This window comes from Actinosynnema sp. NPDC050801, assembly GCF_040673975.1.
Classification (GTDB): Bacteria; Actinomycetota; Actinomycetes; order Mycobacteriales; family Pseudonocardiaceae; genus Actinosynnema.
The window spans coordinates 1-24,368 of the sequence record NZ_JBFAQZ010000014.1; the positions used below are offsets into that span (position 1 = coordinate 1).

Sequence of the window (24,368 nt, forward strand, 5' to 3'; positions counted from 1 at the left end):
CCGGGCAGGCAGGGCGGGACGCTTTTCCCCGCCGTGCCTGCCCGGCTTTGGCCTGCCTGGGGTGCCCGTAAGGGCCCCATGTCAAATCGAGCCGGACCCAACCACCCAACCACTCACCCCTCGACCGCCGTCACAGCAGCACGCTCCCACCCGACTTCGACTCGGCCGCCACCGCGGAGTACGCCGCCGCGATCAGCGCCGGATCAGGCCCCTCCAACCGCCCGGGCTTCGCCAACCCGTCGAGCACCACGAACCGCAGCACGCCGGAGCGGGTCTTCTTGTCCGTGCGCATGCCCTCCAGGAGCTGGCCGAGCGCGTCCGGGTCGTACCCGGTCGGCAGGCCGAGCGAGGTGAGGATCGAACGGTGCCGGTCGGCGGTCGCGTCGTCCAGCCTGCCCGCCAGGCGCGCCAGCTCCGCCGCGAACACCAGCCCGACGCTGACCGCCGCGCCGTGCCGCCAGCGGTACCGCTCGCGGCGCTCGATGGCGTGCGCGAGGGTGTGGCCGTAGTTCAGGATCTCCCGCAGGTCCGACTCGCGCAGGTCGGTGGACACCACGTCGGCCTTGACCTGGATCTTGCGCCGGACCAGCTCCTCGATCACGTCGCCGGACGGGTCCAGCGCGGCGTTCGGGTCGGCCTCGATCAGGTCGAGGATCACCGGGTCGGCGATGAACCCGCCCTTGACCACCTCGGCCATGCCCGCGACCAGCTCGTTGCGGGGCAACGTCTCCAGCGTGGCCAGGTCGACCAGCACGGCCTCCGGCTCGTAGAACGTGCCGACCAGGTTCTTGCCCGCGTCGGTGTTGATGCCGGTCTTGCCGCCGACCGCCGCGTCCACCATGCCCAGCAGCGTGGTGGGCACGTGCACCAGCTTCACCCCGCGCATCCAGGTGGACGCGACGAACCCGGCCAGGTCGGTCACCGCGCCGCCGCCCAGGCCGATCACGACGTCCGAGCGACCGAGGCCGATGCGGCCGAACACGTCCCAGCAGTACCCGGCGACCCGCAGGTCCTTGCCGTCCTCGGCGTCGGGGACCTCGACGCGGTGCGCGTCGATCCCGGCCGCCTCCAACTCGCCGCGGACCGCGTCGGCGGTCTCGGCCAGCGTGGGCGTGTGGACGATCGCCGCCCTGGCCGTGCCCTTCAGGGTCTCGACCAGGTCGCCGAGCAGGCCGCGGCCCACCACCACGTCGTACGGTCGTTCCGCGGCCACGCGGATCCGCACCGGCTCGCCCATCACCACTCCCCTCGTCGGGTCACCATTCGACCACGTCCGGTCCGAGCACGTTGCCGCCCCACACCCCGGCCAGCACAGCGGCCTGGTCCTTGATCGCCCGCCGAGCCGTGCCCTTGACCTTCGACCAGCCGGTGACCTGGAACGTCACCGTGCGGCCGCTGAACTCGTGCCGCCACGCACCCGCCACCCGGCCGTGCAGCACGAGCGCGCCGGGGGCGCCGACGGGCCGCCACACCCGCTTGGCCACGTCCGGGTCGGCGACCAGGTGGCGCGGGCCGAGCAGGTACGGGTCGCGCGGGAACAGCAGCAGCCCGGCGGGCGGGTCCGGCGTCGCCGCACCACCTGCCGCAACAGGACCGCCCGCCGCAACCGCATCGAGGAAGTCCTCGTGCGCGAGCAGCCGCTTGCCGTCGACCCGGACCGGGCGCAGTTCGGGCCACGCGTCCTGAGGTCCCGCGCCGAGCCACTTCTCCGCGTCGGCCTTGGCGAACGGCCCGACGAGCCGCGCGTAGTCGCGCAGCAGGGTCGGTTCGCCGGGGTCTTCGACGACGGGTCGCGCGGTCGGTCGGCGGAAGACCAGCTTCGCGCCGTGGTGCTCCAGCTCGATGCCCGCGAGGAGCGTGCCGAGGCGGAACAGGTTCTCGATGACGTGGTCGGTGCCGCACGTCGGGCAGTGCGGGCGGGCGACCTCGGGCAGCCGCGGGCTGATCGCGGCGGACAGCTCGCCCTTGGTGGCCGTGTCGCCGGGGAACTCGCGGTGCATGAGGTCCACGACCAGGTCGACGTGCTCCAGGTCGGGCACCGGGTACGCGCCGCACCACGCCGCCAGCTGCCGCAGGGTGCGCGGCCGGAGCTGACGGCGCAACGCGGGCAGGTCCTCGCGGCGGTGCAGGTGCGGCGCACCGCGCAGGCTCAGCACCCGCACCAGGTCCTCGGTGCCCGCACGGCGCCCGCGCACGCCCAACGCCGCGGCGCCCGTCTTGGGCGGGCTGTCCACCACGCCCAACGGCAGCACCGCGTCGGGGGCGTCGCCGTGCAGGCCCTGCACCGCGGCTCGGTGCGCGAGGACGCGGGCACCGGTCAGGTCCACCGGGGATCAGGTCCCCGGCGCAGGCGTGCCCAGCACGGCGTCGCCCAGCACGGCGTCGACCACCTGCTCGGGGGCGAGGTCGTCGGTGGCCACCTCGATCGTGGCGACCTCCCGGTACAGCGGCAGCCGCGCGTCGAGCAGGGACTTGAACGTCGCGCGCGGGTTCACGCCAGCCAGCAGGGGCCGTGCGCTGGACATGCCGGTGCGCTTCACGCCCTCGGCCATGCCGACGTTGAGGAAGACCACGGCGTGGCCCGCGAGGCGACCGCGGGTGGTCGCGGACAGCACCGCTCCGCCGCCGAGCGCCAGCACGCCGTCGTGGGTCTTCAGGCCTTCGGCGACGGCTTCCTCCTCCAACGCGCGGAACGCGGTTTCGCCGTCGTCGGTGAAGATGTCGGAGATCGGCTTGCCCGCGGTGGCCACCACGTCGTCGTCGGTGTCGCGGAAGGCGACGCCGAGGCGTTCGGCGAGCAGCCGGCCGACCGTCGTCTTACCGGCTCCGGGTGGGCCGAGGACGACGAACCGAGGGCTCACATCCCCTCCCAGCGGGCTTCCAGCGACTCCAGGTAGGCGACGACGTTCCGCTTGGTCTCGGCGATCGAGTCGCCGCCGAACTTCTCCAGCGCCGTCTCGGCCAGCACCAGCGCCACCACGGACTCCAGCACCACGCCCGCGCGCGGCACCGCGCACACGTCCGAGCGCTGGTGGATCGCCACCGCGGGCTCTCCCGTCCGGACGTCCACGGTGGACAGGGCACGGGGCACGGTGGAGATCGGCTTCATGGCGACGCGCACGCGCAGCGGCTCGCCGTTGGTGATGCCGCCCTCCAGGCCGCCCGCCCGGTTGGAGCGGCGCGTGACGCCCTTCGGCCCGGTGCCCCGGTCGATCTCGTCGTGGGCCTGGCTGCCCCACCGCTCGGCGGTGGTGAAGCCGTCGCCGATCTCGACGCCCTTCATCGCCTGCACACCCATCAGCGCGCCGGCCAGCCGTGCGTCGAGGCGGCGGTCCCAGTGCACGTGCGAGCCGATGCCCGGCGGCAGGCCGTAGGCGATGACCTCGATGACGCCGCCGACCGTGTCACCCGCCTCCTTGACCGCCTCGACCTCGGCCACCATCGCCTCGGTGCCGCGCGGGTCGAAGGCCCGGACCGGGCTCTCGTCGACGGCGGCCAGGTCGTCCGGTCCCGGCACGGGCGCGTCGGCGGGCGTCCTGGCCTTGCCGATGGAGACGACGTGGCTGATCACGTCGACGTCGAAGACCTGCTTGAGGAAGTGGCGGGCGACCGTGCCGAGCGCGGTGCGGGCCGCGGTCTCCCGGGCGCTGGCGCGTTCCAGCACGGGCCGGGCCTCGTCGAAGCCGAACTTCTGCATGCCGGGCAGGTCGGCGTGGCCGGGCCGGGGCCTGGTCAGCGCCTCGTTGCGGCCGGTCGGCTTGAGCTCGCCCGGGTCGACCGGGTCGGGGGACATCACCTTCTGCCACTTGGGCCACTCGGTGTTGCCGATCCGGACCGCGATGGGGCCGCCCTGGGTGAGCCCGTGGCGGACACCACCGAGGATCTCGACCTCGTCGGCCTCGAAGCCCATGCGCGGGCTCCGGCCGAACCCGAGGCGGCGGCGCTCCAGTTGAGCGGTCAGGTCGGCAGTGGTGACCTCGACCCCGGCGACCATGCCTTCCAGCACGGCGACGAGGGCCGGTCCATGGGACTCCCCAGCGGTGATCCAGCGCAGCACGGGGCGATCCTTCCACAGTGTGAATGCGGGCCGAGAGCCCAGGTGAGGTGTGCCGACGTCCCGCCGCGCGGCTCAGCCGGCCGACACCGCGACCAGCCACGTCGCCGCCACCAGGCCGGGACCGTGCGGGATGCCGTCGTCCGGCCACCACAGGCCCAGGACGAGGGTGAGCGCGCTCGCCAGCAGCGCGCCGACCGGTAGGGCGAGCCACGACACCGAGGCCAGCACCGCGCCGAGCGAGCCAGCCAGCTTCACGTCTCCCCCGCCCATCGCCGCCGGCGCCAGCAGGCGGACCAGCAGGTGGAAGCCGCCGAACAGCAGGCAGCCCGCCAACGCCCGCCACAGGTCCGCCCCGCACAGCCACAACGCGACACCGATCACCGGGTACGCGGGCAGCGTCAACGCGTCCGGCAGGCGGCGGTGGCGCAGGTCGGTCACCGTCAGCAGCACGCCGAGCCACGCCACGAGCAGCGACACCGGCAGCCACCGCGGCGGCGCCAGCGCCCAGGCCGCGAACCACAACACCGCCGTCGGCGCGGCGCACCACAGCCAGTGCACGTCCGCGCCGCGCGGCAGCCGGCGGAGCAACCCGGCGCCCACCGCGCCGGCCAGGAATCCCGAGATCACCATGGGGCCAGCGTCGGCCCCGCAACACCGGTGGCGCAACGAGAAGTGCGGGTGAACGGACCATTCACCCGCACTCCCACCGGGAGGTCAGCGCTGCCAGGAGAACAGCGCGTCACCCGCCGCGACCGGGCCGCCCGCCTGGTCCAGCACCACCTCCGGCGCCGCGTCCAGCGCGATCACCGGGCAGATCGGCGCGAAACCCGCCGCCTCCACCTCGGCCGGATCCCACGTCACCACGGGCTGCCCCGCGCGCACCACCTCGCCCTTGACCACGTGCAGCGTGAAGCCCTCGCCCTTGCGCTTCACCGTGTCGATCCCCAGGTGCACCAACACCGCCGCGCCGTCCTCGGTGGCCACGACGAACGCGTGCGGGTGCAGCGTCACCACCGTGCCGTCCACCGGCGACACCACGTCGGCGCTCACCCGGTCGGGCTCGACCGCCACCCCCGGACCCACCATGGCCTGCGCGAACACCGGGTCCGGCACCTCGGTCAGCGGCACCACGCGACCGCTGACCGGACTGGTCACGCGCAACGTCACAGGAGGTCCTCGATGTCGCTGGCGATCGTGTCGGCCTCGGGGCCCACGACCACCTGGACGACGTTGCCCGCGCGCATCACGCCGTGCGCGCCCAGGCCCTTCAACGCCTTCTCGTCCACCAGGGAACCGTCTTCCAGCTCACAGCGCAGGCGCGTGATGCACGGCTCGATCTCCACGATGTTGTCCGCACCGCCGAGCGCGGCGAGGATCCGCGCTGCCTTGTCGTCCGCCACTTGAAGTCCTCTCTCGACACCTGGCCTGAGGGTGCCACCGCTCGGGCACGGTCCCGTAACGGCGGTTGACACCCGGTTGGCGCGCGGAGCATCCTCCCCGCACCAACTGGTCTAGACCGGAAAGTACCAATCCGGGTCTACCGACGCGAGCACCGGGGAGGTGTCATGCACCGCGGCGAGATCGTCGACGGGCCGAAGCCCAAGCACGCCCAGCTCCGCGACATCCTGCGGCGCATGGCCGAGCAGGAGCTGCCCCCCGGCTCGCCCATCCCGTCCGAGCGCGACCTCGCCCAGCAGTACGGGGTGTCCCGCATCACGGTCCGCGCCGCCGTCGGCCAGCTCGTCGCCGAAGGGCTGCTGACCAGGGCCAAGGGCCGGGGCACGTTCACCGCCCGGCGCCGCCTGGACGTGCAGCTGTACCTGGAGTCGTTCACCGACGACATGCGCAGGCGCGGCCTGACCCCGGCCACCGAGGTGCTGGCCTGCGCCGAGGAGGCGCCGCCGCCCGAGGCGGCCACCGCGCTCGGCCTGCTACCGCACGAACCGGCGTGCAAGCTCGTCCGCCTGCGCCGCGCGGACGGCGTGCCGCTCGCCGTCGAACGGGGCTGGTACAACCCGCGGGTCGTGCCCGACCTCGACCGGCACGACCTCACCACCTCGCTCTACACCCTCATCGCCGACACCTACGGGGTGCAGCTCGACCACGCGGGCCAGACCGTGTGGGCCGAGGGCGCCGACCCCGAGACCGCGACGTTGCTGGGCATCCGACCCGGCAGCTCGCTGCTGGTCTTCCGCCGGGTCTCCAGCTCACAAGGCAGGCCCGTCGAGGACATGACGTCCTGGTACCGGGGCGATCTCTACCAGGTGACCATGCAATTGGACCGGACCGTCCCGGAATCCGGCCCGCACCACTCCGCCAAGGGAGGTACCCCATGAGCGCCAGCGCCCCACAGGCGACCGGCGGTCGTGAGATCAAGGGACTGGCCGGTCTCCAGCGCTTCGGTCGCAGCCTCATGCTGCCGATCGCAGTGCTGCCCGCCGCCGCCCTTCTGCTGCGACTGGGCCAGCCCGACATGCTGGGCGAGAAGGGCCTCGGCTGGAACCAGGTAGCCGCGGTCATCGGCAACGCGGGCGACGCGCTGTTCGCCAACCTGCCGCTGCTGTTCGCGGTCGGCATCGCCGTCGGTTTCGCCCGGCGCGGCGACGGTTCCACGGGTCTGGCCGCGGTGGTCGGCTACGTGGTGCTGCAAGGCGTGTTCAAGGCGATGTCGCCGCTGGTCCTCGACCAGCCGACGGACCCGACCGCCGACCCGGTGCTGATCGACTACCGGGTGCTCGGCGGCATCGTCGTCGGCCTGATCACCGCCGTGCTGTGGCAGCGGTACCACCGCATCAAGCTGCCTCCCTACCTGGCGTTCTTCGGCGGCCGTCGGTTCGTGCCGATCCTGGTCGCGGGCGTGATCGTGATCGTCGGCGTGCTGATGGGCCTGGTGTACCCGGTGTTCGCGGCGGGCCTGAAGAACGTCGGCGAGGCCATCACCGGCAGCACGATCGTCGGCGCGGGCATCTACGGCGTGGTGAACCGGCTGCTGATCCCGCTCGGCCTGCACCACATCGTCAACAACGTGCTGTGGTTCCAGTTCGGCGACTACGAGGGCAAGACCGGCGACATCCCCCGGTTCCTCGAAGGCGACCCGACCGCGGGCACCTTCATGACCGGCTTCTTCCCGATCTTCATGTTCGCCCTGCCCGCGGCGGCGCTGGCCATCGTGCACACCGCCCGGCCAGGTCAGCGGAAGGTCATCGCGGGCATCATGGGCTCGGCGGCGCTGACGTCGTTCATCACGGGTGTGACCGAACCGCTGGAGTTCGCGTTCATGTTCGTGGCATGGCCGCTGTACGTGATCCACGCGGTGCTCACCGGCACGTCGCTGGCCATCAGCAACGCGTTGGGCATCCACGACGGGTTCGGCTTCTCCGCCGGTGCGATCGACTACATCCTCAACTTCAACATCGCGACCAAACCCCTGCTGATCCTGGTGTTGGGCGTGATCTACGCGGCGATCTACTACTTCCTGTTCCGCTTCGTGATCACCAAGTGGAACCTGAAGACGCCGGGCCGTTCCGAGGACGAGGATCCCGAGGACGACCAGAGCGTGGTCGACGGCGGCGAGAAGACCGCCAAGACCGACAGGCGTGAGAAGGAAGGCCGGTCGGACGCCACGGCGTCCTGACGGGCGAGTCGAAGGACGAGAGGACGGGTCATGCCTGAGCGACGGGTCACCGTGGCGAGCAAGGTCGGACTGCACGCGCGCCCTGCCGCACTGCTGGCGAAGGCGGCGGCCGGGCAACCGGTCAAGGTCACCATCCGCAAGGACGACGGCCAACCGGTCGAGGCGGCGAGCGTGCTGGGTCTGATGACGCTCGGCGCGATGCACGGCGACGAGGTCGTCCTCGCGGCCGAAGGCGACGGCGCGGACGCCGCGCTGGAGGCGATCGCGGAGATCATCGCCACCGACCTCGACGAAGGCTGATCGCCTCGGCACGTCACCGGGCCCTGCTCGCACTTCACGCGAGCAGGGCCCGTGGCACGTTCTGAGCGTTGAACTCGGGGGTCCTGAACGTAGGACACGCGCGACCTGAACGTAGGACTCGCGCGTTCTGGAGGTAGGACACGCACGGGTTGGAGGTAGGACGCGCGGAGGGGGCAGGGGGTAGAGGGCAGGGGTAGAGGGCAGGGGTCAGGGTGGAGGGAGGGAGCGGAGGGAGCGTTCGACGTCGGCGGCTTCCAGGGAGCGGCTTTGGCGGTGCAGGAGGACCAGGGCGGCTTCCCAGGTTCGCCTGGCCTCGCAGTGGGCGCCGCGGGCGAGGTGGGCGTCGGCCATCCGCACCAGGGTGTCGGCCTCCTGGTAGGCGCTCTCGTCCTCGCGGAACAGGCGCAGCGCCTGCTCGTAGTGGTCGATCGCGATGTCGTGCCGACCGGCGTTGTGGGCGATGAAACCCAGGCTCTCCAGCGTGTTCGCCTCACCGTTGCGGTCGCCGGACTCGCGGTACAGGGCCAGAGCGAGACCGCAGTGCTCGGCGGCCTCGTCGAGCCGGCCCAGCCTGGACTGGTACCACCCGACCGCGTTCAGCGCGTCCGCCTCGCCCGGCCGGGAACCGGAGGACCGGAACAGCGGCAGCGCGGCGAGCGAGTGGTCCAGCGCGGCGGCGTCGTCGCCGTGGCGTTCGAGCACCCAGGCGAACGCGAGGTGCGTGCGCGCCTGCTCCAGCTCGTCGCCCGAGTCCTCCAGCAGCCCCACGGCCTGCCGCAGGTGCTCGATCGCCTGCGGTCCGAAGTCGTGCCGGGCCGCGATGTGCCCGAGGAACCGGTGGCACTTCGCGGCGAGCCTGCGGTCACCGAGTCGTTCCGCCGCCCCCAGCGCCTGCTCCCAGGTCGCGCGGCCGTCGGCGGGGTCCGGTGGGCGCCGCAGCTGGTAGCTCCGCAACACCTCGGCGAACTGCCACACCTGGAGGTCCCAGCCGTACCGGGCGGCCGTCCGCTGGGTGTCGAGGATGACCTGGTGCTCCTCGTCGTACCAGGTCATGGCTGCTTTGTCGGTGTCGAACGACAGCGGCCCGCTGCCCGGGACCGCCGGGCTCAGCACGAGGACGGCACCGGAGTGGTCCATGTGCTGCTGCGCGGCCAATGCCGTGTGCAGGTAGTGGTCCACGAGCCGGCGCACCGCGGGCACCAGCGACTCGGCCGGCTCGTCGTGGCGCGCCCGCTCGTCGGCGTACAGGCGCACGAGGTCGTGCATCCGGAACCGGTCCGGCACGTGCTCGTGCAGCAGGTTCGCCTGGCACAGCTCGGTCAGCTCGACCCGCGCCCGCGACGGTGCGACGCCCAGCAGCGCGGCCACCGCCGCCAGGCCGATCTCCGGGCTGCCCGCCGAGAGCAGCCGGAACGCACGCGCCGCGCCGTCGGGCAGCGCCCGGTACGACGAGGCGAACACGGCGCGGACGCTGGCGGTGATCTCGCCCGCCTCGAACGCGTCCAGCGGCGCCGCCGCGTTGTCGAGCTCCCTGGCCAGCTCGGCGAGCGGCAGGTCGGCCCGCACCGCCGCCCGCGCGCCGATCACGCTGATCGCCAGCGGCAGCCCGGCCGACCGCTCGGCCAGCGCGGGCACCTCGTGCCCCTCGCGGTCGGCGCGCTCCGGGCCGATGTGGCGGACCAGCAGGTCGCGCGCCTCGGCCGCGGGCAGCACGTCCAACGTCAGCTGGCGGGCGCCGTGCGTGGTGACCAGACCGGTCAGGTGCCGCCGGCTGGTCACGACCACCGTGCACGCCTGGCCGCCGGGCACCAGGTCGGCCACGTGCTCGGAGTCGCGGGCGTTGTCCAGCAGCACGAGCAGCTGCTTGTCCGCGGTCAGGCTCCGGTACAACCCGATCCGGGCCTCGTCGTCAGGCGGGATCGCGTCGGTGTCGACGCCGAGCGCCTGGAGGAACACCCGGATCACCGCGGGCGACGACGACGGCGTGCCGGACGGGGTGAAGCCACGCAGGTTCGCGTACAGCTGGCCGTCCGGGAAGCGCCGCGCGTCCCGGTGCGCCCAGTGCAGCGCCAACGACGTCTTGCCCACGCCACCGGGTCCGCTGATCGCCACCACGGCGGACCGGCGGTCGGGCGCGGACGACGCGGGCACCGCCCGGTCGAGCCAGGTCAGCTCCGCGGTGCGGCCGGTGAACAGCGGCGGCGGCAGCGGCAGCTGGCGCGGCACCGGCGCGGTCGACCGGCTCGGCGCCGGCGCGGCGGGCGCATGACCGCCAAACGCCAGGTCGGCGGGCGCGTGACCGCCAAGCGCCAGGTCGGCGGGCGCGTGACCGCCAAGCACCGGGTCGGCGGTGAGGATCCGCTGGTGCAGCCGCCGCAGCGGCGGGCTGGGATCGGCGCCCAGCTCCTCGACCAGCCGGCGCTGGACGCGGCGGTAGGCGTCGAGCGCCTCGCCCTGCCGGCCGGAGCGGTACAGCGCGAGCATCAGCTGGCCGGCCAGCCGCTCGTCCAACGGCCGGTCGGCGGCCTGCGCCGCGATGCCCGCCACCGCGGCCGCGTGCTCACCCCGGCGCAGCAGCACGTCGTTGCGGTCGAGTTCGGCGAGCAACCGCTCCTCGTCCGCCCGCGCCCGCACGCCGTCGATCCACGAGCTGTCCATCTCGCCCGCCACCGGTCCGCGCCACAGGCCGAGGGCCTGGTCGAACAGCCCGACGGCGCGTTCGTCGTCCGCCGCACGGGCGCGCGCGACCAGCCCGCGGAACCCGTGCAGGTCCACCGCATCCTCGTCGCCGACCAGCACGTACCCGCCGCCCCGTCGGACCAGGTCCACGTCGTCCACGGCGCCCAGCACGGCACGCAACCGGGACAGGTAGCTGTAGAGCGAGTCGCGTGCCGTGCGCGGCGGCGCGTCCCACAACCGGTCGACGAGCTGGTCGAGCGACACGGCCCGGTTGAGGTCGACCAGCAGCGCGGCGAGCACGTGGCGCTGCCGCGCGTGCCCGATGTCCAGCCGGCGGCCGTCGACGTGCACCTCGACCGGCCCCAGCAGCCTGAACCGCACCTCCATCACGCCCCCGGAGCCGGATCCGCCGGGCACGCGGGCGGCGGCACCCGGCGCCTCAGGATCGCCACAAGATCGCTACAAGATCCATTGACTAGCATCGAACCACGGCTGCGGCGAGCCCGCCGGCACGGGCCGGCGCCCGGGTCGGCCGGTCCGCTCCGAGGGGTGCGGACCGGGTGCCACGCCCGGGAGCCCCGGCCCGGTACGACCGGGAGCGGATCACGAAAGGGCTCGGTGGAGTGACTGTTCACGTGCGCGGGACGAGACCGGGGCCGGGTGCGGCTCCGGCGCGGTCGAACACGTCGCGCTGGCCCGCCCCGGCTAGCACGGCAACGGCAGGACGTGGTCCGTCGCGTCCCGCAGCGCCCGGCGCATCGCCTCGCGCGGCGCGGGCAGGCCGGTGAACTGCTCCGCCTGGCCGAACGCCTGGTGCAGGAGCATGTCGAGGCCGGTCGCGAGGGTGCGGCCCCTCTTCGCCACCGCGAGCGCCAACGGCGTCGGCCACGGGTGGTAGATCACGTCCAGCACGCACGGCGCCTCGGCCAACGCCGTGGCGACCGGTTCCGTCGCGCCCGGCGGCACGGTGCTGACCAGCACGTCCGACGCCGAGGCGAGCGCGGCGAAGTCCGCGGTGTCCCAGGTGACCACGTCGAGCGCCAGACCGAGGCGGGACGCGCACGACTCGGCCTCCGCGGCCCGGCTCACCGAGCGGACCACCAGCGACACCTCGCGGACGCCGGCCGAGGCGAGGGCCACCAGGGCCGCCGTGGCCGTGCCGCCCGCGCCGAGCAGCACCGCACGACGACCGGACGTGAAGCCGCACGAGGCCCGCAACGCGCCCAGCACGCCGTCCACGTCGGTGTTGTCGGCCCGCCACCCCTCGGCCGTGGGCACCAGCGTGTTGGCGGCGCCCACCCGCACCGCGCGTGCGGTCGCGGTGGCGGCGACCGCGAGCGCCGCGCGCTTGTTCGGCATGGTCACCGAGAGTCCCGCCCACGTCGAGTCCAGGTCCGTGACCAGCGACGGGACCTCCTCGGCCGTGCACTCGACCCGCGTGTACGCCCAGTCGGACAGGCCCAGTGCGGCGAAGGCGGCGTTGTGCAGCACCGGTGACAACGAGTGGGCCACCGGCGAGCCGATGACCGCCGCACGACGGGCCACGATCAGAAGACGCCTTCCGCGCGAGCCTTGTCCGACACGGCCCGGTGCTCGTCGTAGTTGGTCGTGAAGCACGACGTGCCGTCCTTCTCGCACTTCACGAAGTACATCCACGGCCCGTCCTCGGGCGTGATCGCGGCGGTGATCGCCTCACGGCCGGGCGAGCCGATCGGCGTGGGCGGCAACCCCTGCACCTTGTAGGTGTTGAACGGCCCGGACTTGTCGCGGTCGGCGTCGCTGGTGGTGATGTGCGGCCGGTCCAGCTTGTAGTTGACCGTGGAGTCCAGCTCCAGCTTCTGCGGCAGCGCGAGCCTGCTGTAGATCACCCGCGAGATCTTGCCGAAGTCCTTGGTCAGGCCTTCCTTCTCGATCAGGGAGGCGATCACCAGGACCTCGTACGGGCGGAACCCCGTCTTCCCCGTGCCGCTGGGGATGCCGTAGCCCTGCAACCGGCCCAGTGACGTGGCGATCACGCTCTTGAGCAGCTCGACGGCGTTCGCACCGGGCTTGAGGTGGTACAGGCCCGGCAGGATGAGGCCTTCGAGCCGGTTCTCCTTCGGCGCGGCGGCCACGTCGGGCAGCGCCCACTCGGGGATGCCGAGGGCGACCGGGTCTGCGTTGTCCGCCGCGTCGCGCAGCTGCTCGGGCGTCACGCACTGCTTGGCCCCGCCCAGCTCCACGCACGAGGCGTCGGACAGCTTCGACAGGATGCCCTTGGTGATGCCGCCGTCCTGCGCGGTGAGGTCGTGCAGCACGTAGCCGCCCTTGACCTCCAGCGGCACGACCTTGGCCGCCGGGTCGACCATCCGCGCCACCGCGGCCGCGCCGGACATCTTGGTCTTCATCAGGTAGAAGCCGGGCTGGATCGCGGTGACCCGCGAGTCGTCCGCGCCCGCCTCGGTGAACGCCCGCGCGCTGGCCACCACGCCCTGGTCCTTGAGCGTGGTCGCGATGGTGGTGACCAGGTCACCGTCCTTCACCTCGACCACCACGTCGGCCTCGCCGCCACCGGCGAAGTCGTCGAACGAGCCGATGCCGCTCAGCGTGCGGTACCCGTAGTACGCGCCGACGCCGCCGCCGGTCAGCACCAGCGCCACGACGACCCACAGGATCGTCCGCTTGCGCCTGCGCTTGGCCCGGCGGGCCGCGGCGTCGCTCTTGCCACGCGCCACCCGCTCGTCGTGGCGCGCGTCGGGATCGGTGAACAACCCGAGGTCGTCGTTCACGAGCCGTCCTTAGCTCCGGGGGCCCGCTCCGCAGCGGATCGAGCCACTTGTCGCGCCCGTGCGTCCAGCCAGGACTGCAGGATCTCGACCGCGGCAGCCTGGTCCACGACGGCGCGTTGCTTCTTGCCTCGCACCCCGCGTTCGGCGAGCACCCGGCTCGCCGTGACGGTGGTCAGCCGCTCGTCGGTGAGACGCACCGGAACCGGTGCGACGCGCTCGGCCAACGCCGCAGCGTACGCCGCCGCGGTCGCCGCCGCCGGCCCGTGCTTCCCGGCCAGCGTGCGAGGCAGGCCGACCACGACCTCCACGATGTCGTGCTCGACCACCAGGTCGGCGAGTTCTTGCAGGTCACGGTTGGTCTTCGCGTCGCGCGCCAGGGTCACGAGCGGTGTGGCGAGGAACGCCCCCGGATCGCTCGTCGCCACCCCTACGCGCACCGCGCCGACGTCGACGCCCAGCCTCCGACCGAGGCCGGGATCGTCGACGCCGGGGCGGTCAGCGCTGTTCAAGGGCGCGGTCCACCTCGGTGCGCAGGGCGGTGATGGCGGCGCCGACACCAGCCGGGTTCGTGCCGCCGCCCTGGGCGAGGTCCGGCTTGCCGCCGCCACGACCGCCCACGGCCGGGGCGAAGGCGGGCACCAGCTTCCCGGCGGCCAGCCCCAGGTCACGGGCGGCGGACGTGGTGGCCACCACGAAGCTGACCTTGTCGCCGTCGGGGGCGAACAGGCCGACCACGCCCGGCTTGTCGCCGAGCCGGTTGCGCACCTCGCCGGCGATGGTCCGCACGTCCGCGCCGGACGTGCCCTCGGGCAGCTGGAGGGCCACCAGGGACACGCCGCGCACGTCGATGGCCTGGTCGGCCAGCGAACCGGCGTTGGCCACGAGCTGGGCGGCCTTGACCTTCTCCAGCTCCTTCTCGGCCACCCGCAGTCGCTCCACCAGGGCCTCGACCCGGGCGGGCACCTCGGCGTCGGGCACCTTCAGCATGGCGGCGACGTTCTGCACCAGGGCCCGTTCCTGGGCCAGGTACTTGAAGGCCTCGATGCCGACGTAGGCCTCCAACCGGCGCACGCCGGAGCCGACCGACGACTCGCCGATCACCGTGATGGGGCCGATCTGGGACGAGTGCTCGACGTGCGTGCCACCGCACAGCTCACGCGACCAGGGCCCGCCGATCTCGACCACGCGCACGGTCTCGTCGTAGGTCTCGCCGAACAGGGCCACGGCGCCCATCTCCTGGGCGCCACCCATGTCGGTGTACACGACCTGCACCGGCAGGTCCTTGCGGACGGCCAGGTTGGAGACCTCTTCGATCTCGCTGCGGGCCTCCTCCGACAGACCGCCGGTCCAGGCGAAGTCCAGCCGCAGGTAGCCGGGCTTGTTGTACGAGCCGCTCTGCAGGGCCGACGGGCCGAGCACCTGGCGCAGGGCGGCGTGCACGACGTGCGTGCCCGAGTGGCCCTGGCGGGCGCCGACGCGCCACTCCGGGTCGACCCTGGCCTCGACGTGCTCGCCCTCGGCGATCTCGCCGCTGACCACGCGCACCTGGTGCACCCACAGCTTGCGGGCCACCTTCTGCACGTCCACGACCTCCAGCTCGGCGCTGCCGGAGACGATCACGCCGGCGTCGCTCTCCTGGCCGCCGGACTCGGCGTACAGCGGGGTGCGGTCGAGCACGACCTCGACGATGTCGCCTTCCTTGGCCGAGCGCACCCGCTTGCCGCCGCTGACGATGCCGCGCAGGGTGGCCTCGCTGGCCAGCTCGGTGTAGCCGGTGAACTCGGTGGCGCCGAGTTCGAGCAGCTCCCGGTACACGGTCTGGTCGCCGTGGCCGGTCTTCTTGCCGGCGGCGTCGGCCTTGGCGCGGGCGCGCTGCTCGGCCATCAGCTTGCGGAACCCGTCCTCGTCCACGGTCAGGCCGGCCTCGGCGGCCATCTCCAGAGTGAGGTCGAGCGGGAAGCCGTAGGTGTCGTGCAGCTGGAAGGCCTTGTCACCGGGCAGCGTGGCGCGGCCGTCGGACTTGACCTCGGCGGCGGCGCTCTCGAAGATCCGCGACCCGGCGTCCAGCGTGCGCAGGAACGTGTCCTCCTCGGCCTTGAGCACCTGGGCGATCCGGTCGAAGCCCTTGACCAGGTCGGGGTAGGCCGGTCCCATGGCGTCGCGGACGACCTCGGCGAACCGCACCAGGACCGGTTCGGTCACGCCGAGCAGGCGGGCCGAGCGGACGATGCGGCGCAGCAGGCGGCGCAGCACGTAGCCGCGGGCCTCGTTGCCGGGGGTGACGCCGTCGCCGACGATCAGCACGCCGCTGCGGGCGTGGTCGGCGATGACGCGGAAGCGGACGTCGTCGACCGGGTTGTCGCCGTACTTGCGGCCGGACATCTCCTCGGCCTTGGCGATCACCGGGCGGACCAGGTCGGTCTCGTAGACGTTGTCCACGTCCTGGAGCAGCACGGCCACCCGCTCGACGCCCATGCCGGTGTCGATGTTCTTGGCGGGCAGGTCCCCGACGATCGGGAACTCCTCCTTGGAGCCCCCCTCGCCGCGGATGTTCTGCATGAAGACGAGGTTCCAGATCTCCAGGTACCGGTTCTCGTCGGCGACGGGGCCGCCCTCGGCGCCGTGCTCCGGGCCCCGGTCGTAGTAGATCTCGGAGCACGGGCCGCACGGGCCGGGCACGCCCATCGACCAGAAGTTGTCGGCCATGCCGCGCCGCTGGATGCGCTCCAGCGGGAGGCCGGCGACCTTCTGCCACAGCTCGATGGCCTCGTCGTCGTCCAGGTAGACGGTCACCCACAGGCGCTCGGGGTCGAAGCCGTAGCCGCCCTCGTCCTGGGACTTGGTGATCAGCTCCCAGGCGAACCGGATGGCGTCTTCCTTGAAGTAGTCGCCGAACGAGAAGTTGCCGGCCATCTGGAAGAACGTGTTGTGCCGGGCGGTCTTGCCCACCTCGTCGATGTCGCCGGTGCGCACGACCTTCTGGATGCTCGTGGCGCGCGAGTCCGGCGGCGGGGCCTCGCCGAGGAAGTACGGCTTGAACGGCACCATGCCGGCGTTGACGAACAGCAGGTTCGGGTCGTCCAGGATGAGCGAGGCGCTGGGCACGTACTTGTGGCCGGCGTTCTCGAAGTGCTCGCGGAAGCGCTTGATGATCTCGTGGGTCTGCACGGGTCTTGTCCTTCAGGAAGTGTGGAAGCCACCGTCGGCGAAGCCGACACTCGGGCGAGGGCGATCGGGCACGGCGAGGCGGACGAACGACCTACCTGGCGTCGTCCGCCCTGCGCGCTCGCCGACCCGGCGTGAAGCCCGTCTGACGTTCCACGGTGTCTTGCAACTCCTGTTCGCGCTCCGACATCCCGGCGCGCACCTCGGCGCCGAAGGAGCCGATGGCGCCCGCCAGCTCGCGCAGGCCCTGGCCGACGTTCTCGCCGATGCCCGCGGGCGTGGCGGCGTGCGCGGCCTGACCGGCCTTGCGGGCGGCGAACACGCCCGCGGCGATACCCAGCCCGAACCAGAACAGCCGCCTCATCGCCTGCCCCTGCGCCGGGTGTGCTTGCTGGTCGCTTCCTTGGCCGCGCGGCGGGCGCGGACGGCCTTGCTCAGGCCGTAGGACAGCGCGGCGGCCTTGACCAGTGGCCCGCCCAGGGTGGCGGTGAACAGCGAGGTGAGCGCGGAGACGTTGCCGGTGACCGCGCGGGCGTTGGCGGTGATCCCGTCCACCCGCTCCAGCTGCGTGTTCACGTGCGTGATCGTCGTGTTCGCGCCGGTGAAGATCGGGTCGCTGTTCTGGTGCGCCTTGCGGATGGCGATCGTGGCCTCGTCCAGCGTGCGGCCCAGTTTGACCAACGGGATCGCCAGCAGGAGCACAAGCAGCACGAACGCGCCGGCGGCGACCAGCGCGGCGATCTGCCCTGGCGACACGGATCCTCCTGGTGGATTGCTGTGACCGGATTGGCCGGGACTCCAGCGTGGTGGTCAAGGTTACCGCGACCGCCGAGGGGCCTCCGAATGAGATCGGGCTAGGCGCGCGACGCGGCGTGCCACGTGGTGGGACGGTCCGCCCAAGACCCCCCATTTGGCGTCAGTTCGATCGTGGTCGCGGCGGCTAGCGTGGTCACGCGAGTGATCGTCACACCACGGATGGTCACGGAGGCCTTGACACACACCGCAGCGAGTAGATGAGGTAAGCCTATCCTTAGTCGATCGTCGGAGGTGCCGTGTTCGCCGCCAGTCCCTCCGGACGACCGATTCCGCCGGGCAGGCCCGCCGACGTGCTGGCCAGGGCCCGCCGGGTGCTCGGCGACCTGCCCGAGCACGGCATCGGCGCGGACGCCGCGCTGGCCCGCGTCACGACCGTGCTCGCCGAGGGTGGAGTGGACCTGACCAGCCCGTTCGCCGCCGCCCACCTGCAACCGCCGCCGCTGGCCGTGGCCGTCACGGCCGACGCGCTGGCCAGCGCGGGCAACGCCTCGCTGGACACCTACGACTCCGGGCCGGCCGCGCTCGCGGTGGAGCGGTGGGTGGTGGCGGCGCTGGCCCGGCTGGCCGGGTTCGACGCGGACGCCGACGGCGTGTTCACGCCCGGCGGCACGTTGTCGAACCTGACCGCGCTGCTGCTGGCCCGCGACGCCGCGGCCGCCCGGCTCGGCGTGGACGTGCGGTCCGACGGGGTGACGGCGCTGCCCGACCCGGTGGTGCTGTGCTCGGAGCTGGCCCACTTCTCGGTGGCGCGGGCGTGCGCGGTGCTGGGCATCGGCGAGCACGCCGTGCGGCCGGTGTCGGTCGACTCGCGGCGGCGGATGCGGCCGGAGGCGGTGGCGGCGGTGCTGCGGGCGGGCGGCACGCCGGTGGCGGTCGTGGCGACCGCGGGCACCACGGACTTCGGCTCGGTCGACCCGCTGCCGGAACTGGCCGCGATCGCCCACGAGCACGGCGTCTGGCTGCACGTGGACGCCGCGTACGGCTTCGGCGCGGTGTTCTCGGCCAAGCTGGCGGGGCTCGTGGACGGGCTGGCGCTGGCCGACTCGGTGACCGCGGACCTGCACAAGATCGGCTGGCAGCCCGCGGCGGCGAGCGTGCTGCTGGTGCGCTCGGCGTCGTCGTTCGCGCCGCTGGAGCGGTCGGTGGCCTACCTCAACCCCGAGGACGACCGGGCCGAGGGCTACGACGGCGCACTGGGCCGGTCGTTGCAGACCACGCGCAGGCCGGACGCCGTGAAGGTGGCCGCGACGCTGCTCGCGCTGGGCCGCGCCGGCTTGGGCGCGCTGGTGGACCGGTGCCACGAGCTGGCCGGCCACGCCGCCGCGCTGATCGCCGCCGACCCGTCGTTCGAGCTGGTCGGCGGTGCCACGTTGACCACGGTGGTGTTCCGGTACCGGCCGGCCGACGACTCGCGGGCCGACGAGGTGAACGCGCGCTTGCGCCGGGCGTTGCTGCGGGCGGGCGCGGCGCTGATCGGTCGGACCGAGGTGGACAAGGTGACGTGCCTGAAGTTGACCCTGCTCAACCCGAACGCCCGGGAAGCGGACCTGGCCGCGCTGCTGGCCCTGGTCCGCGAGGCCGGGTCAGCCGCCGAGCGACTCGTGGAAGGTGCGGCATGAGACCAGATCCGCTGGAGGGCGACCCTCGGTCGACCGCGGAGCACGCGCACTTGGAGGCGTTGCTGCGCTGTTGGGTGCGGGAGCGGAACGTGGCGGTCGCGGACCGGGTGCGGATCGACGTGCTGGGGCTGCCGCTGGAGGCGGAGGTGCGGTACGCGTCGCCGACCGGGCGGCACCGGTTCGGGGCGGTGACGTTGGCGGGCAGACCGGCGGACCCGGTGGTGGCGGTGGCGTTGGTGGGCGCGGAGCTTTCCACCGGCGGAGCCGGAAACCCCACGACTGTCGGCGGAGCCGGTGGTCACGCGGCCGATCTGGTGGAGCGGACGGCCGAGTCGGTGCGGCGGGTCGCGGAGTTCGTGGCGTACCGGCGACGTGAGCCGGTGGGTCCGGCGGACCGGTTCCTCGACAGCGAGCAGCGGTTGATGCTCGGCCACCTGCACCACCCCGCGCCCAAGAGCCGGGACGGCCTGTCCGACGCCGACAACGCCCGGTACGCGCCGGAGCTGCGCGGGTCGTTCCCGCTGTTCTGGTTCTCCGCCGCCGAGCAGGTCGTCTCGCACGGGTCGGTGGCCGGGCCGGACGCGGTCACGCTGATGTCGACGTTGGCCGGGCGCAGCCCCGAGCCGGGCCGCGTGCTGGTGCCCGCCCACCCGTGGCAGGCGCACGACCTGCTGCGCCGGCCGCGGATCGCGTCCCTGATCTCGCGCGGGCTGCTGGAGCCCCTGGGCGAGTTCGGGCCGGCGTGGTCGCCGACGTCCAGCCTGCGCACGGTGTACCGCACCGGCGCGCCGGTGATGCTGAAGCTGTCGCTCGGCCTGCGGATCACCAACTCGCGGCGCGAGTCGACGGCCACCGAGCTGCGCCGCGGCTCGGAGGTCCACCTGCTGCTCGAATCGGGCTACGCGGAGGGCACGGAGAAGGCGCACCCGGAGTTCAGCGTCGTGCGCGACCCGACCTGGATCGCGGTGGACGAGGGCGGCGAGGTCACCGGGCTGGACGTGGCCGTGCGCGAGGTGCCCGAGGACATCGGCGACTCGCGGTGCCTGGCCGGCATGGTGGCCCCACGGCCGGGTATCGGTCGCTCCCTGCTGGGTGAGCTCGTGCTGCGGCTCAACGCCGCCGAGTGGGTCGCCGACTACACCGACCGGGTGCTGGTGCCGATGCTGCGGCTGTACGCGGAGACCGGCATCGGGTTGGAGGCGCACCAGCAGAACACGCTGGTGCGGCTGGACCCGGCGGGCCGGGTGGTCGGCGGCCGCTACCGGGACAACCAGGGCTACTACCTGGCCGCCTCGCACCTGCCGAGGGTGTTGGCGCGGCTGGGTGTCGAGGAGTCCACGCTGGCCGTGGTCGACGACGCGGTCGTGGACGACCGGCTCACCTACTACCTGCTGCGCAACCAGGCGTTGGCGGTGATCGGCTGCCTCGGCGTGGAAGGGCTCGCCGACGAGCGGGACCTGCTGGGCGTGATGGCGGCCCGGTTGGAGGCGGCGCTGCCCGCGCTGGCCGAGGCGGGCCCGGACGGTGACCGGTTGGCGCGCAGGTGGCTGGAGGCGGACGTGCTGCCGTGCAAGGCGAACCTGCTGACCAGGCTGGAGGGCATCGACGAGGTGCTCGCGCCGCTGGACGCGCAGTCGGTGTACTTCGACGCCCCCAACCCGTTGCGGGAGGGCAGGTGCGCCCGGTGACCCACCTCGACGCCTACCGGCACACCGACGACCTGTCCGCCGTGCCCGCTCCCCCGCTGCCGGTGCTCACCGACGGCTGGCACGCCCGCGTGGTCGACCCCGACACCCGTGACCTGGACCTGGTGCACCGCTGGATGCAGGCGCCGCACGTGGTCGCGTTCTGGCACCAGGCGTGGCCGCGCGAGCGCTGGGAGGAGGAGTTGCGCCGGCAGTTGTCCGGCACGCACTCGTTGCCGGTGCTGGTGGGGCCGGGCGAGGACCCGGTGATCTACCTGGAGGTCTACCGGGCGGCCCGGGACGTCGTCGCGGAGGTCTACCAGGCCCGGCCGCACGACCTCGGGCTGCACGTCGCCGTCGGCGAGCTGTCGATGACCGACCAGGGGCTGGTGCGCAAGCTGCTGCCGGTGCTGACCGCGGCCCTGTTCGACGCCGACCCCCGGTGCACGCGGGTGCTGCTGGAACCGGACGTGCGCAACCGGCGTGCGATCGCGTCGTTCACGGCGGGCGGGTTCGCGCCGGTGGGCGAGGTGCTGTTGCCGGACAAGGTGGCGCTGCTGATGGTGCGCACGCGATGAACGCCGGGCGGCCCGTCACCGACGTGGTGGCGATCGGGTGCGGTCCGTTCAACCTCGGCCTGGCCGCGCTGGCGTCCACCGTGGACGACCTGGACGTGGTGGTGCTGGAGGCGCGGCCGGAGCTGCGCTGGCACAGCGGGGTGATGTTCGCCGACGCGGTGCTCCAGGTGAGCTTCCTGGCCGACCTGGTCACGTTGGTCGACCCGAGGCACCCGTTGTCGTTCCTGGCCTACCTGCGGGACGCGGACCGGCTGTACCCGTTCTACGTGCGCGAGAGGTTCCACCCGACGCGGCGCGAGTACGAGGACTACCTGAGGTGGGCGGCGTCGCGGCTGCCGGTGCGGTTCTCGCACGCGGTGACGTCCGTGCGGTGGGAGGACGGCCGGTTCGCGGTGTCGGGGCCGGGGTTCTCGGTGGACGCCCGGCACCTGGTGCTCGGGGTCGGCACCACGCCGTCGGTGCCGCCCGCGTTGGCCGGGCTGGGTGACCGGCTGGTGCACAGCTCCGACTACCTGCACCGGTCGCCGTCCGCCGAGCGGGTGACCGTGGTGGGGTCGGGGCAGTCGGGTGCGGAGATCGTGCTGGACCTGTTGCGGCGCAACCTGAACGGCGGGCCGGCGGTGACGTGGCTGACCCGCACGCCGGTGTTCGCGCCGCTGGACTACACCAAGCTGGTGCTGGAGATGACCACGCCGTCGTACGTGCGGCACTTCCACTCGTTGCCGCAGGACCGGCGGGACGCGTTGCGCGCGGAGCACTGGCGGCACTACCGGGCGATCTCGTCGGAGACGTTGGAGGAGCTGCACGACCTGCTGTACCGGCGGGAGTGGGAGCACGGGCTCGCGCCGGTCGAGCTGCGGCCCGGCGTGGCGGTGGTGTCGTCGGAGGTCACCGGTTCCGAGGTGGTGCTGACGTGCGCGCACCGGGACACCGGTCGGACGTTCCGGCACCACACCGACCTCGTCGTGGCGGCCACCGGGTACGGGCAGGCGCCGACCCCGTTCCTGGAGCCGCTGGAGCCGTTCGTGCGCCGGGACGGGCAGGGCCGGTACGTGGTCGCGCTGGACCACTCGATCGCGCTGGACCCGTCCGTCACCGGCCGGGTGTTCGTGGCGAACGCCGACCTGCACAGCCACGGCGTGGCCGCGCCCGACCTCGGCATCGGGGCGGTGCGCAACGCGACCATCGTCAACGCGGTGACCGGCCGCGAGGTCTACCCGCTGCCCAAGCACACCGCCTACACCAGCTTCGGCGCTCCGGGCGACGACGGTCGACCGGGGGACGCGGGGCAGCCGGGAGACGACGTTGACTGACCTGTGGCGGGAGTGCTCGGCGGCGTTGCTGGCGAAGGCGATCGGCGAGCTGTGCTTCGAGGAGCTGCTGACCCCGACCGCGCTCGACGACCCGGTGGGCCACGAGCTGCGGTTCGACGACGCGGTCTACACGTTCTCGGCGACGCGGACGGCGTTCGGCGGGTGGGCCGTCACGCCGGGGTCGGTGCGCCGGGCCGCGGCGGGCATCCTCGGCGACGACGTGGTGGAGCCGTGCGACGACGTGCAGCGGTTCGTGGTGGACGCGTTCCGGTTCCTGCGGGTCGACCCGGCCACGACCGCCGGGTTCCTGGCCGAGGTGACCGCGACGCTGGCGGCCGACGTGGTGCTGGCGTCGACCGCGTGGCCGGCGGCGGAGCTGGTGTCGTTGCCGCAGGCCGAGCTGGACGGGCACCTGACCGGGCACCCGTGGCTGATCGCGAACAAGGGGCGGGTCGGGTTCTCGGCGGACGACCTGGCGCGGCACGCGCCCGAGGCGCGCACGCCCGTGCGGCTGCCGTGGCTGGCCGTGCACCGGGGCCTGGCCGAGTTCCGCGGCACGTCGTCGCTGTCCGAGGAGGGCGTGCGGGCGCGCGAGCTGGACCCGGTGACGGTGGAGCGGTTCACCGAGGTGTTGCGGGAGGCGGGGGCCGACCCGGCGGCCTACGTGTGGCTGCCGGTGCACCCGTGGCAGCTGGACCACGTCGTGCGCACCCTGTGGGCGCCGGAGCTGGCCACCGGTCGGATCGTGGAGCTGGGCGAGGCGCCGGACCGGTACCTGCCGACCCAGGCCGTGCGCACCATGACCAACGTGGACTCGCCGGACCGGTACCAGGTCAAGCTGCCGCTGCGGGTGCTGAACACGTCGGTGTACCGGGGCATCCCGCCGCACTGCACGCAGGCCGCGCCGGTCGTCACGCAGTGGCTCACCGGGCTGTGGCGGGCGGACAAGCTGATCGGCGAGTGGGGCACAAACCTGCTCGGCGAGGTCGCCTCGGTGACCGTCCGGCACCCGCGGCTGTCGGGGGCGGGCGACGTGCCGTACCAGTGGCTGGAGACAATGGGGTGCATCTGGCGTGAGCCGGTCTCCCTGCGACCCGGTGAGCGTTCCTGGTCGCTGGCGGCCCTGCTGCACGTGGACCGCGCCGGTCGGCCGCTGGTGCTGGAGCACATCGGGCGGACGGACCCGGCGGTGTGGTTCGCCGCGCTGCTGCGCGCCCTGTTCCGGCCGCTGCTGCACGTGCTCTACACGTACGGCATCACGTTCAACCCGCACGGCGAGAACGTCGTGGTGATCACCGACCGCGACCACGTGCCGGTGCGCGTCGCCCTGCTCGACCTGGTGGACGACGTGAACGTGTCGGTGGACCACGTGCCCGCCCGCGGCCCGGAGCCGGACGCCGACGACCCCGTGCTGCCGCGCAAACCGTGGCAGATCCTGCGCCAGTACGTCGTGGACGCCCTGCTGGTCGGCGTCTTCCGCCCGCTGTCCACCCTGCTCCCCCTGCCCGAGGACCGCTTCTGGGGCATGGTGCGCGGCGAGGTGGACGCCTACCGCAACCGCTTCCCGACCCTGGCCGCCCGCATGGACGAGGGCTCCCTGACCACCGCGGAGTTCCTCCGCTACCCCCTCAACGGCTACCGGATCACCCTGGGCTACCGGGACCTGACCGCCCGCCCACCGGTCCCGAAGACGGGCACCCTGCCGAACCCGCTGCACGACGCCGTGCCGATCGCACCGGCGGACGGCTGGTGAC

At 73.1% G+C, this 24,368-nt stretch carries 22 protein-coding genes; 8 read left to right on the forward strand and 14 right to left on the reverse strand.

Annotated features, from left to right (window positions below; all coding sequences use genetic code 11):
- Window positions 1–130: 130 nt before the first annotated feature.
- The 7 genes from aroB to AB0K14_RS27270 form a co-directional block, all read right to left on the reverse strand.
- Complete coding sequence (gene aroB / locus AB0K14_RS27240) at window positions 131–1,237, reverse strand: 3-dehydroquinate synthase (protein ID WP_360449679.1); 1,107 nt, start codon at window positions 1,235–1,237, stop codon at window positions 131–133.
- A 19-nt stretch (window positions 1,238–1,256) separates the two neighbouring features.
- Window positions 1,257–2,327, reverse strand: a complete 1,071-nt coding sequence (locus AB0K14_RS27245; protein WP_360449676.1) for a crosslink repair DNA glycosylase YcaQ family protein — start codon at window positions 2,325–2,327, stop codon at window positions 1,257–1,259.
- Between the two features lie 6 nt (window positions 2,328–2,333).
- Window positions 2,334–2,861 (reverse strand): shikimate kinase, encoded by a 528-nt coding sequence (locus AB0K14_RS27250; RefSeq protein ID WP_360449673.1) that lies wholly within the window; start codon window positions 2,859–2,861, stop codon window positions 2,334–2,336.
- Window positions 2,858–4,057 (reverse strand): chorismate synthase, encoded by a 1,200-nt coding sequence (aroC, locus tag AB0K14_RS27255; RefSeq protein ID WP_360449671.1) that lies wholly within the window; start codon window positions 4,055–4,057, stop codon window positions 2,858–2,860. The genes AB0K14_RS27250 and aroC overlap by 4 nt, the downstream gene beginning before the upstream one ends.
- A 72-nt stretch (window positions 4,058–4,129) precedes the next feature.
- Window positions 4,130–4,687, reverse strand: a complete 558-nt coding sequence (locus AB0K14_RS27260) for an A24 family peptidase (protein WP_360449669.1) — start codon at window positions 4,685–4,687, stop codon at window positions 4,130–4,132.
- An 84-nt stretch (window positions 4,688–4,771) separates the two neighbouring features.
- On the reverse strand, window positions 4,772–5,224 hold the full coding sequence (locus AB0K14_RS27265) for a PTS glucose transporter subunit IIA (RefSeq protein WP_360449666.1): 453 nt from the start codon (window positions 5,222–5,224) through the stop codon (window positions 4,772–4,774).
- Entirely contained in the window at window positions 5,221–5,457 is a 237-nt protein-coding gene (locus AB0K14_RS27270) for a PTS glucose/sucrose transporter subunit IIB (protein WP_360449663.1), read from the reverse strand. Before AB0K14_RS27270 ends, AB0K14_RS27265 begins: the two co-directional genes overlap by 4 nt.
- 165 nt (window positions 5,458–5,622) lie before the next feature.
- Between AB0K14_RS27270 and AB0K14_RS27275 the strand changes: the two genes are divergently transcribed.
- The 3 genes from AB0K14_RS27275 to AB0K14_RS27285 are packed head-to-tail and all read left to right on the forward strand — an operon-like array spanning window position 5,623 to window position 7,991.
- Complete coding sequence (locus AB0K14_RS27275) at window positions 5,623–6,393, forward strand: GntR family transcriptional regulator (RefSeq protein WP_360449660.1); 771 nt, start codon at window positions 5,623–5,625, stop codon at window positions 6,391–6,393.
- Entirely contained in the window at window positions 6,390–7,691 is a 1,302-nt protein-coding gene (locus tag AB0K14_RS27280) for a PTS transporter subunit EIIC (protein ID WP_360449657.1), read from the forward strand. The genes AB0K14_RS27275 and AB0K14_RS27280 overlap by 4 nt, the downstream gene beginning before the upstream one ends.
- Window positions 7,692–7,721: 30 nt before the next feature.
- On the forward strand, window positions 7,722–7,991 hold the full coding sequence (locus AB0K14_RS27285; protein WP_360449654.1) for an HPr family phosphocarrier protein: 270 nt from the start codon (window positions 7,722–7,724) through the stop codon (window positions 7,989–7,991).
- 207 nt (window positions 7,992–8,198) lie between these two features.
- Here AB0K14_RS27285 and AB0K14_RS27290 read toward each other — a convergent pair whose 3' ends face one another.
- From AB0K14_RS27290 to AB0K14_RS27320, 7 genes are all read right to left on the reverse strand, one after another.
- Window positions 8,199–11,057 carry a BTAD domain-containing putative transcriptional regulator gene (locus AB0K14_RS27290; protein ID WP_364339102.1) on the reverse strand — a complete coding sequence of 953 codons (2,859 nt, stop codon included), beginning with the start codon at window positions 11,055–11,057 and terminating at the stop codon, window positions 8,199–8,201.
- Between the two features lie 318 nt (window positions 11,058–11,375).
- Complete coding sequence (locus AB0K14_RS27295; RefSeq protein ID WP_360449934.1) at window positions 11,376–12,218, reverse strand: shikimate dehydrogenase; 843 nt, start codon at window positions 12,216–12,218, stop codon at window positions 11,376–11,378.
- Window positions 12,218–13,438, reverse strand: a complete 1,221-nt coding sequence (mltG, locus tag AB0K14_RS27300) for an endolytic transglycosylase MltG (protein WP_360449649.1) — start codon at window positions 13,436–13,438, stop codon at window positions 12,218–12,220. The genes AB0K14_RS27295 and mltG overlap by 1 nt, the downstream gene beginning before the upstream one ends.
- Window positions 13,435–13,947, reverse strand: a complete 513-nt coding sequence (gene ruvX, locus AB0K14_RS27305; RefSeq protein WP_360449647.1) for a Holliday junction resolvase RuvX — start codon at window positions 13,945–13,947, stop codon at window positions 13,435–13,437. The genes mltG and ruvX overlap by 4 nt, the downstream gene beginning before the upstream one ends.
- Window positions 13,934–16,606: an alanine--tRNA ligase gene (alaS, locus tag AB0K14_RS27310; protein ID WP_360449644.1), complete on the reverse strand. Its 2,673-nt coding sequence runs from the start codon at window positions 16,604–16,606 to the stop codon at window positions 13,934–13,936. The genes ruvX and alaS overlap by 14 nt, the downstream gene beginning before the upstream one ends.
- 91 nt (window positions 16,607–16,697) lie before the next feature.
- Window positions 16,698–16,967 (reverse strand): hypothetical protein, encoded by a 270-nt coding sequence (locus AB0K14_RS27315; protein WP_360449642.1) that lies wholly within the window; start codon window positions 16,965–16,967, stop codon window positions 16,698–16,700.
- Window positions 16,964–17,359, reverse strand: a complete 396-nt coding sequence (locus AB0K14_RS27320; RefSeq protein ID WP_360449639.1) for a DUF948 domain-containing protein — start codon at window positions 17,357–17,359, stop codon at window positions 16,964–16,966. Before AB0K14_RS27320 ends, AB0K14_RS27315 begins: the two co-directional genes overlap by 4 nt.
- 296 nt (window positions 17,360–17,655) lie before the next feature.
- On the opposite strand from AB0K14_RS27320, the gene AB0K14_RS27325 reads away from it, so the two are divergent.
- From AB0K14_RS27325 to AB0K14_RS27345, 5 genes are read left to right on the forward strand one after another with little or no spacing between them, the layout of a single operon-like run.
- Window positions 17,656–19,038, forward strand: a complete 1,383-nt coding sequence (locus AB0K14_RS27325) for an aminotransferase class V-fold PLP-dependent enzyme (RefSeq protein ID WP_360449637.1) — start codon at window positions 17,656–17,658, stop codon at window positions 19,036–19,038.
- Window positions 19,035–20,726, forward strand: a complete 1,692-nt coding sequence (locus AB0K14_RS27330) for an IucA/IucC family protein (RefSeq protein ID WP_360449634.1) — start codon at window positions 19,035–19,037, stop codon at window positions 20,724–20,726. Before AB0K14_RS27325 ends, AB0K14_RS27330 begins: the two co-directional genes overlap by 4 nt.
- Window positions 20,723–21,301 carry a GNAT family N-acetyltransferase gene (locus AB0K14_RS27335; RefSeq protein ID WP_360449631.1) on the forward strand — a complete coding sequence of 193 codons (579 nt, stop codon included), beginning with the start codon at window positions 20,723–20,725 and terminating at the stop codon, window positions 21,299–21,301. The genes AB0K14_RS27330 and AB0K14_RS27335 overlap by 4 nt, the downstream gene beginning before the upstream one ends.
- Entirely contained in the window at window positions 21,298–22,614 is a 1,317-nt protein-coding gene (locus AB0K14_RS27340) for a SidA/IucD/PvdA family monooxygenase (RefSeq protein ID WP_360449628.1), read from the forward strand. Before AB0K14_RS27335 ends, AB0K14_RS27340 begins: the two co-directional genes overlap by 4 nt.
- Window positions 22,607–24,367: an IucA/IucC family protein gene (locus tag AB0K14_RS27345; RefSeq protein ID WP_360449625.1), complete on the forward strand. Its 1,761-nt coding sequence runs from the start codon at window positions 22,607–22,609 to the stop codon at window positions 24,365–24,367. The genes AB0K14_RS27340 and AB0K14_RS27345 overlap by 8 nt, the downstream gene beginning before the upstream one ends.
- The last annotated feature ends 1 nt before the right edge of the window (window position 24,368 follow it).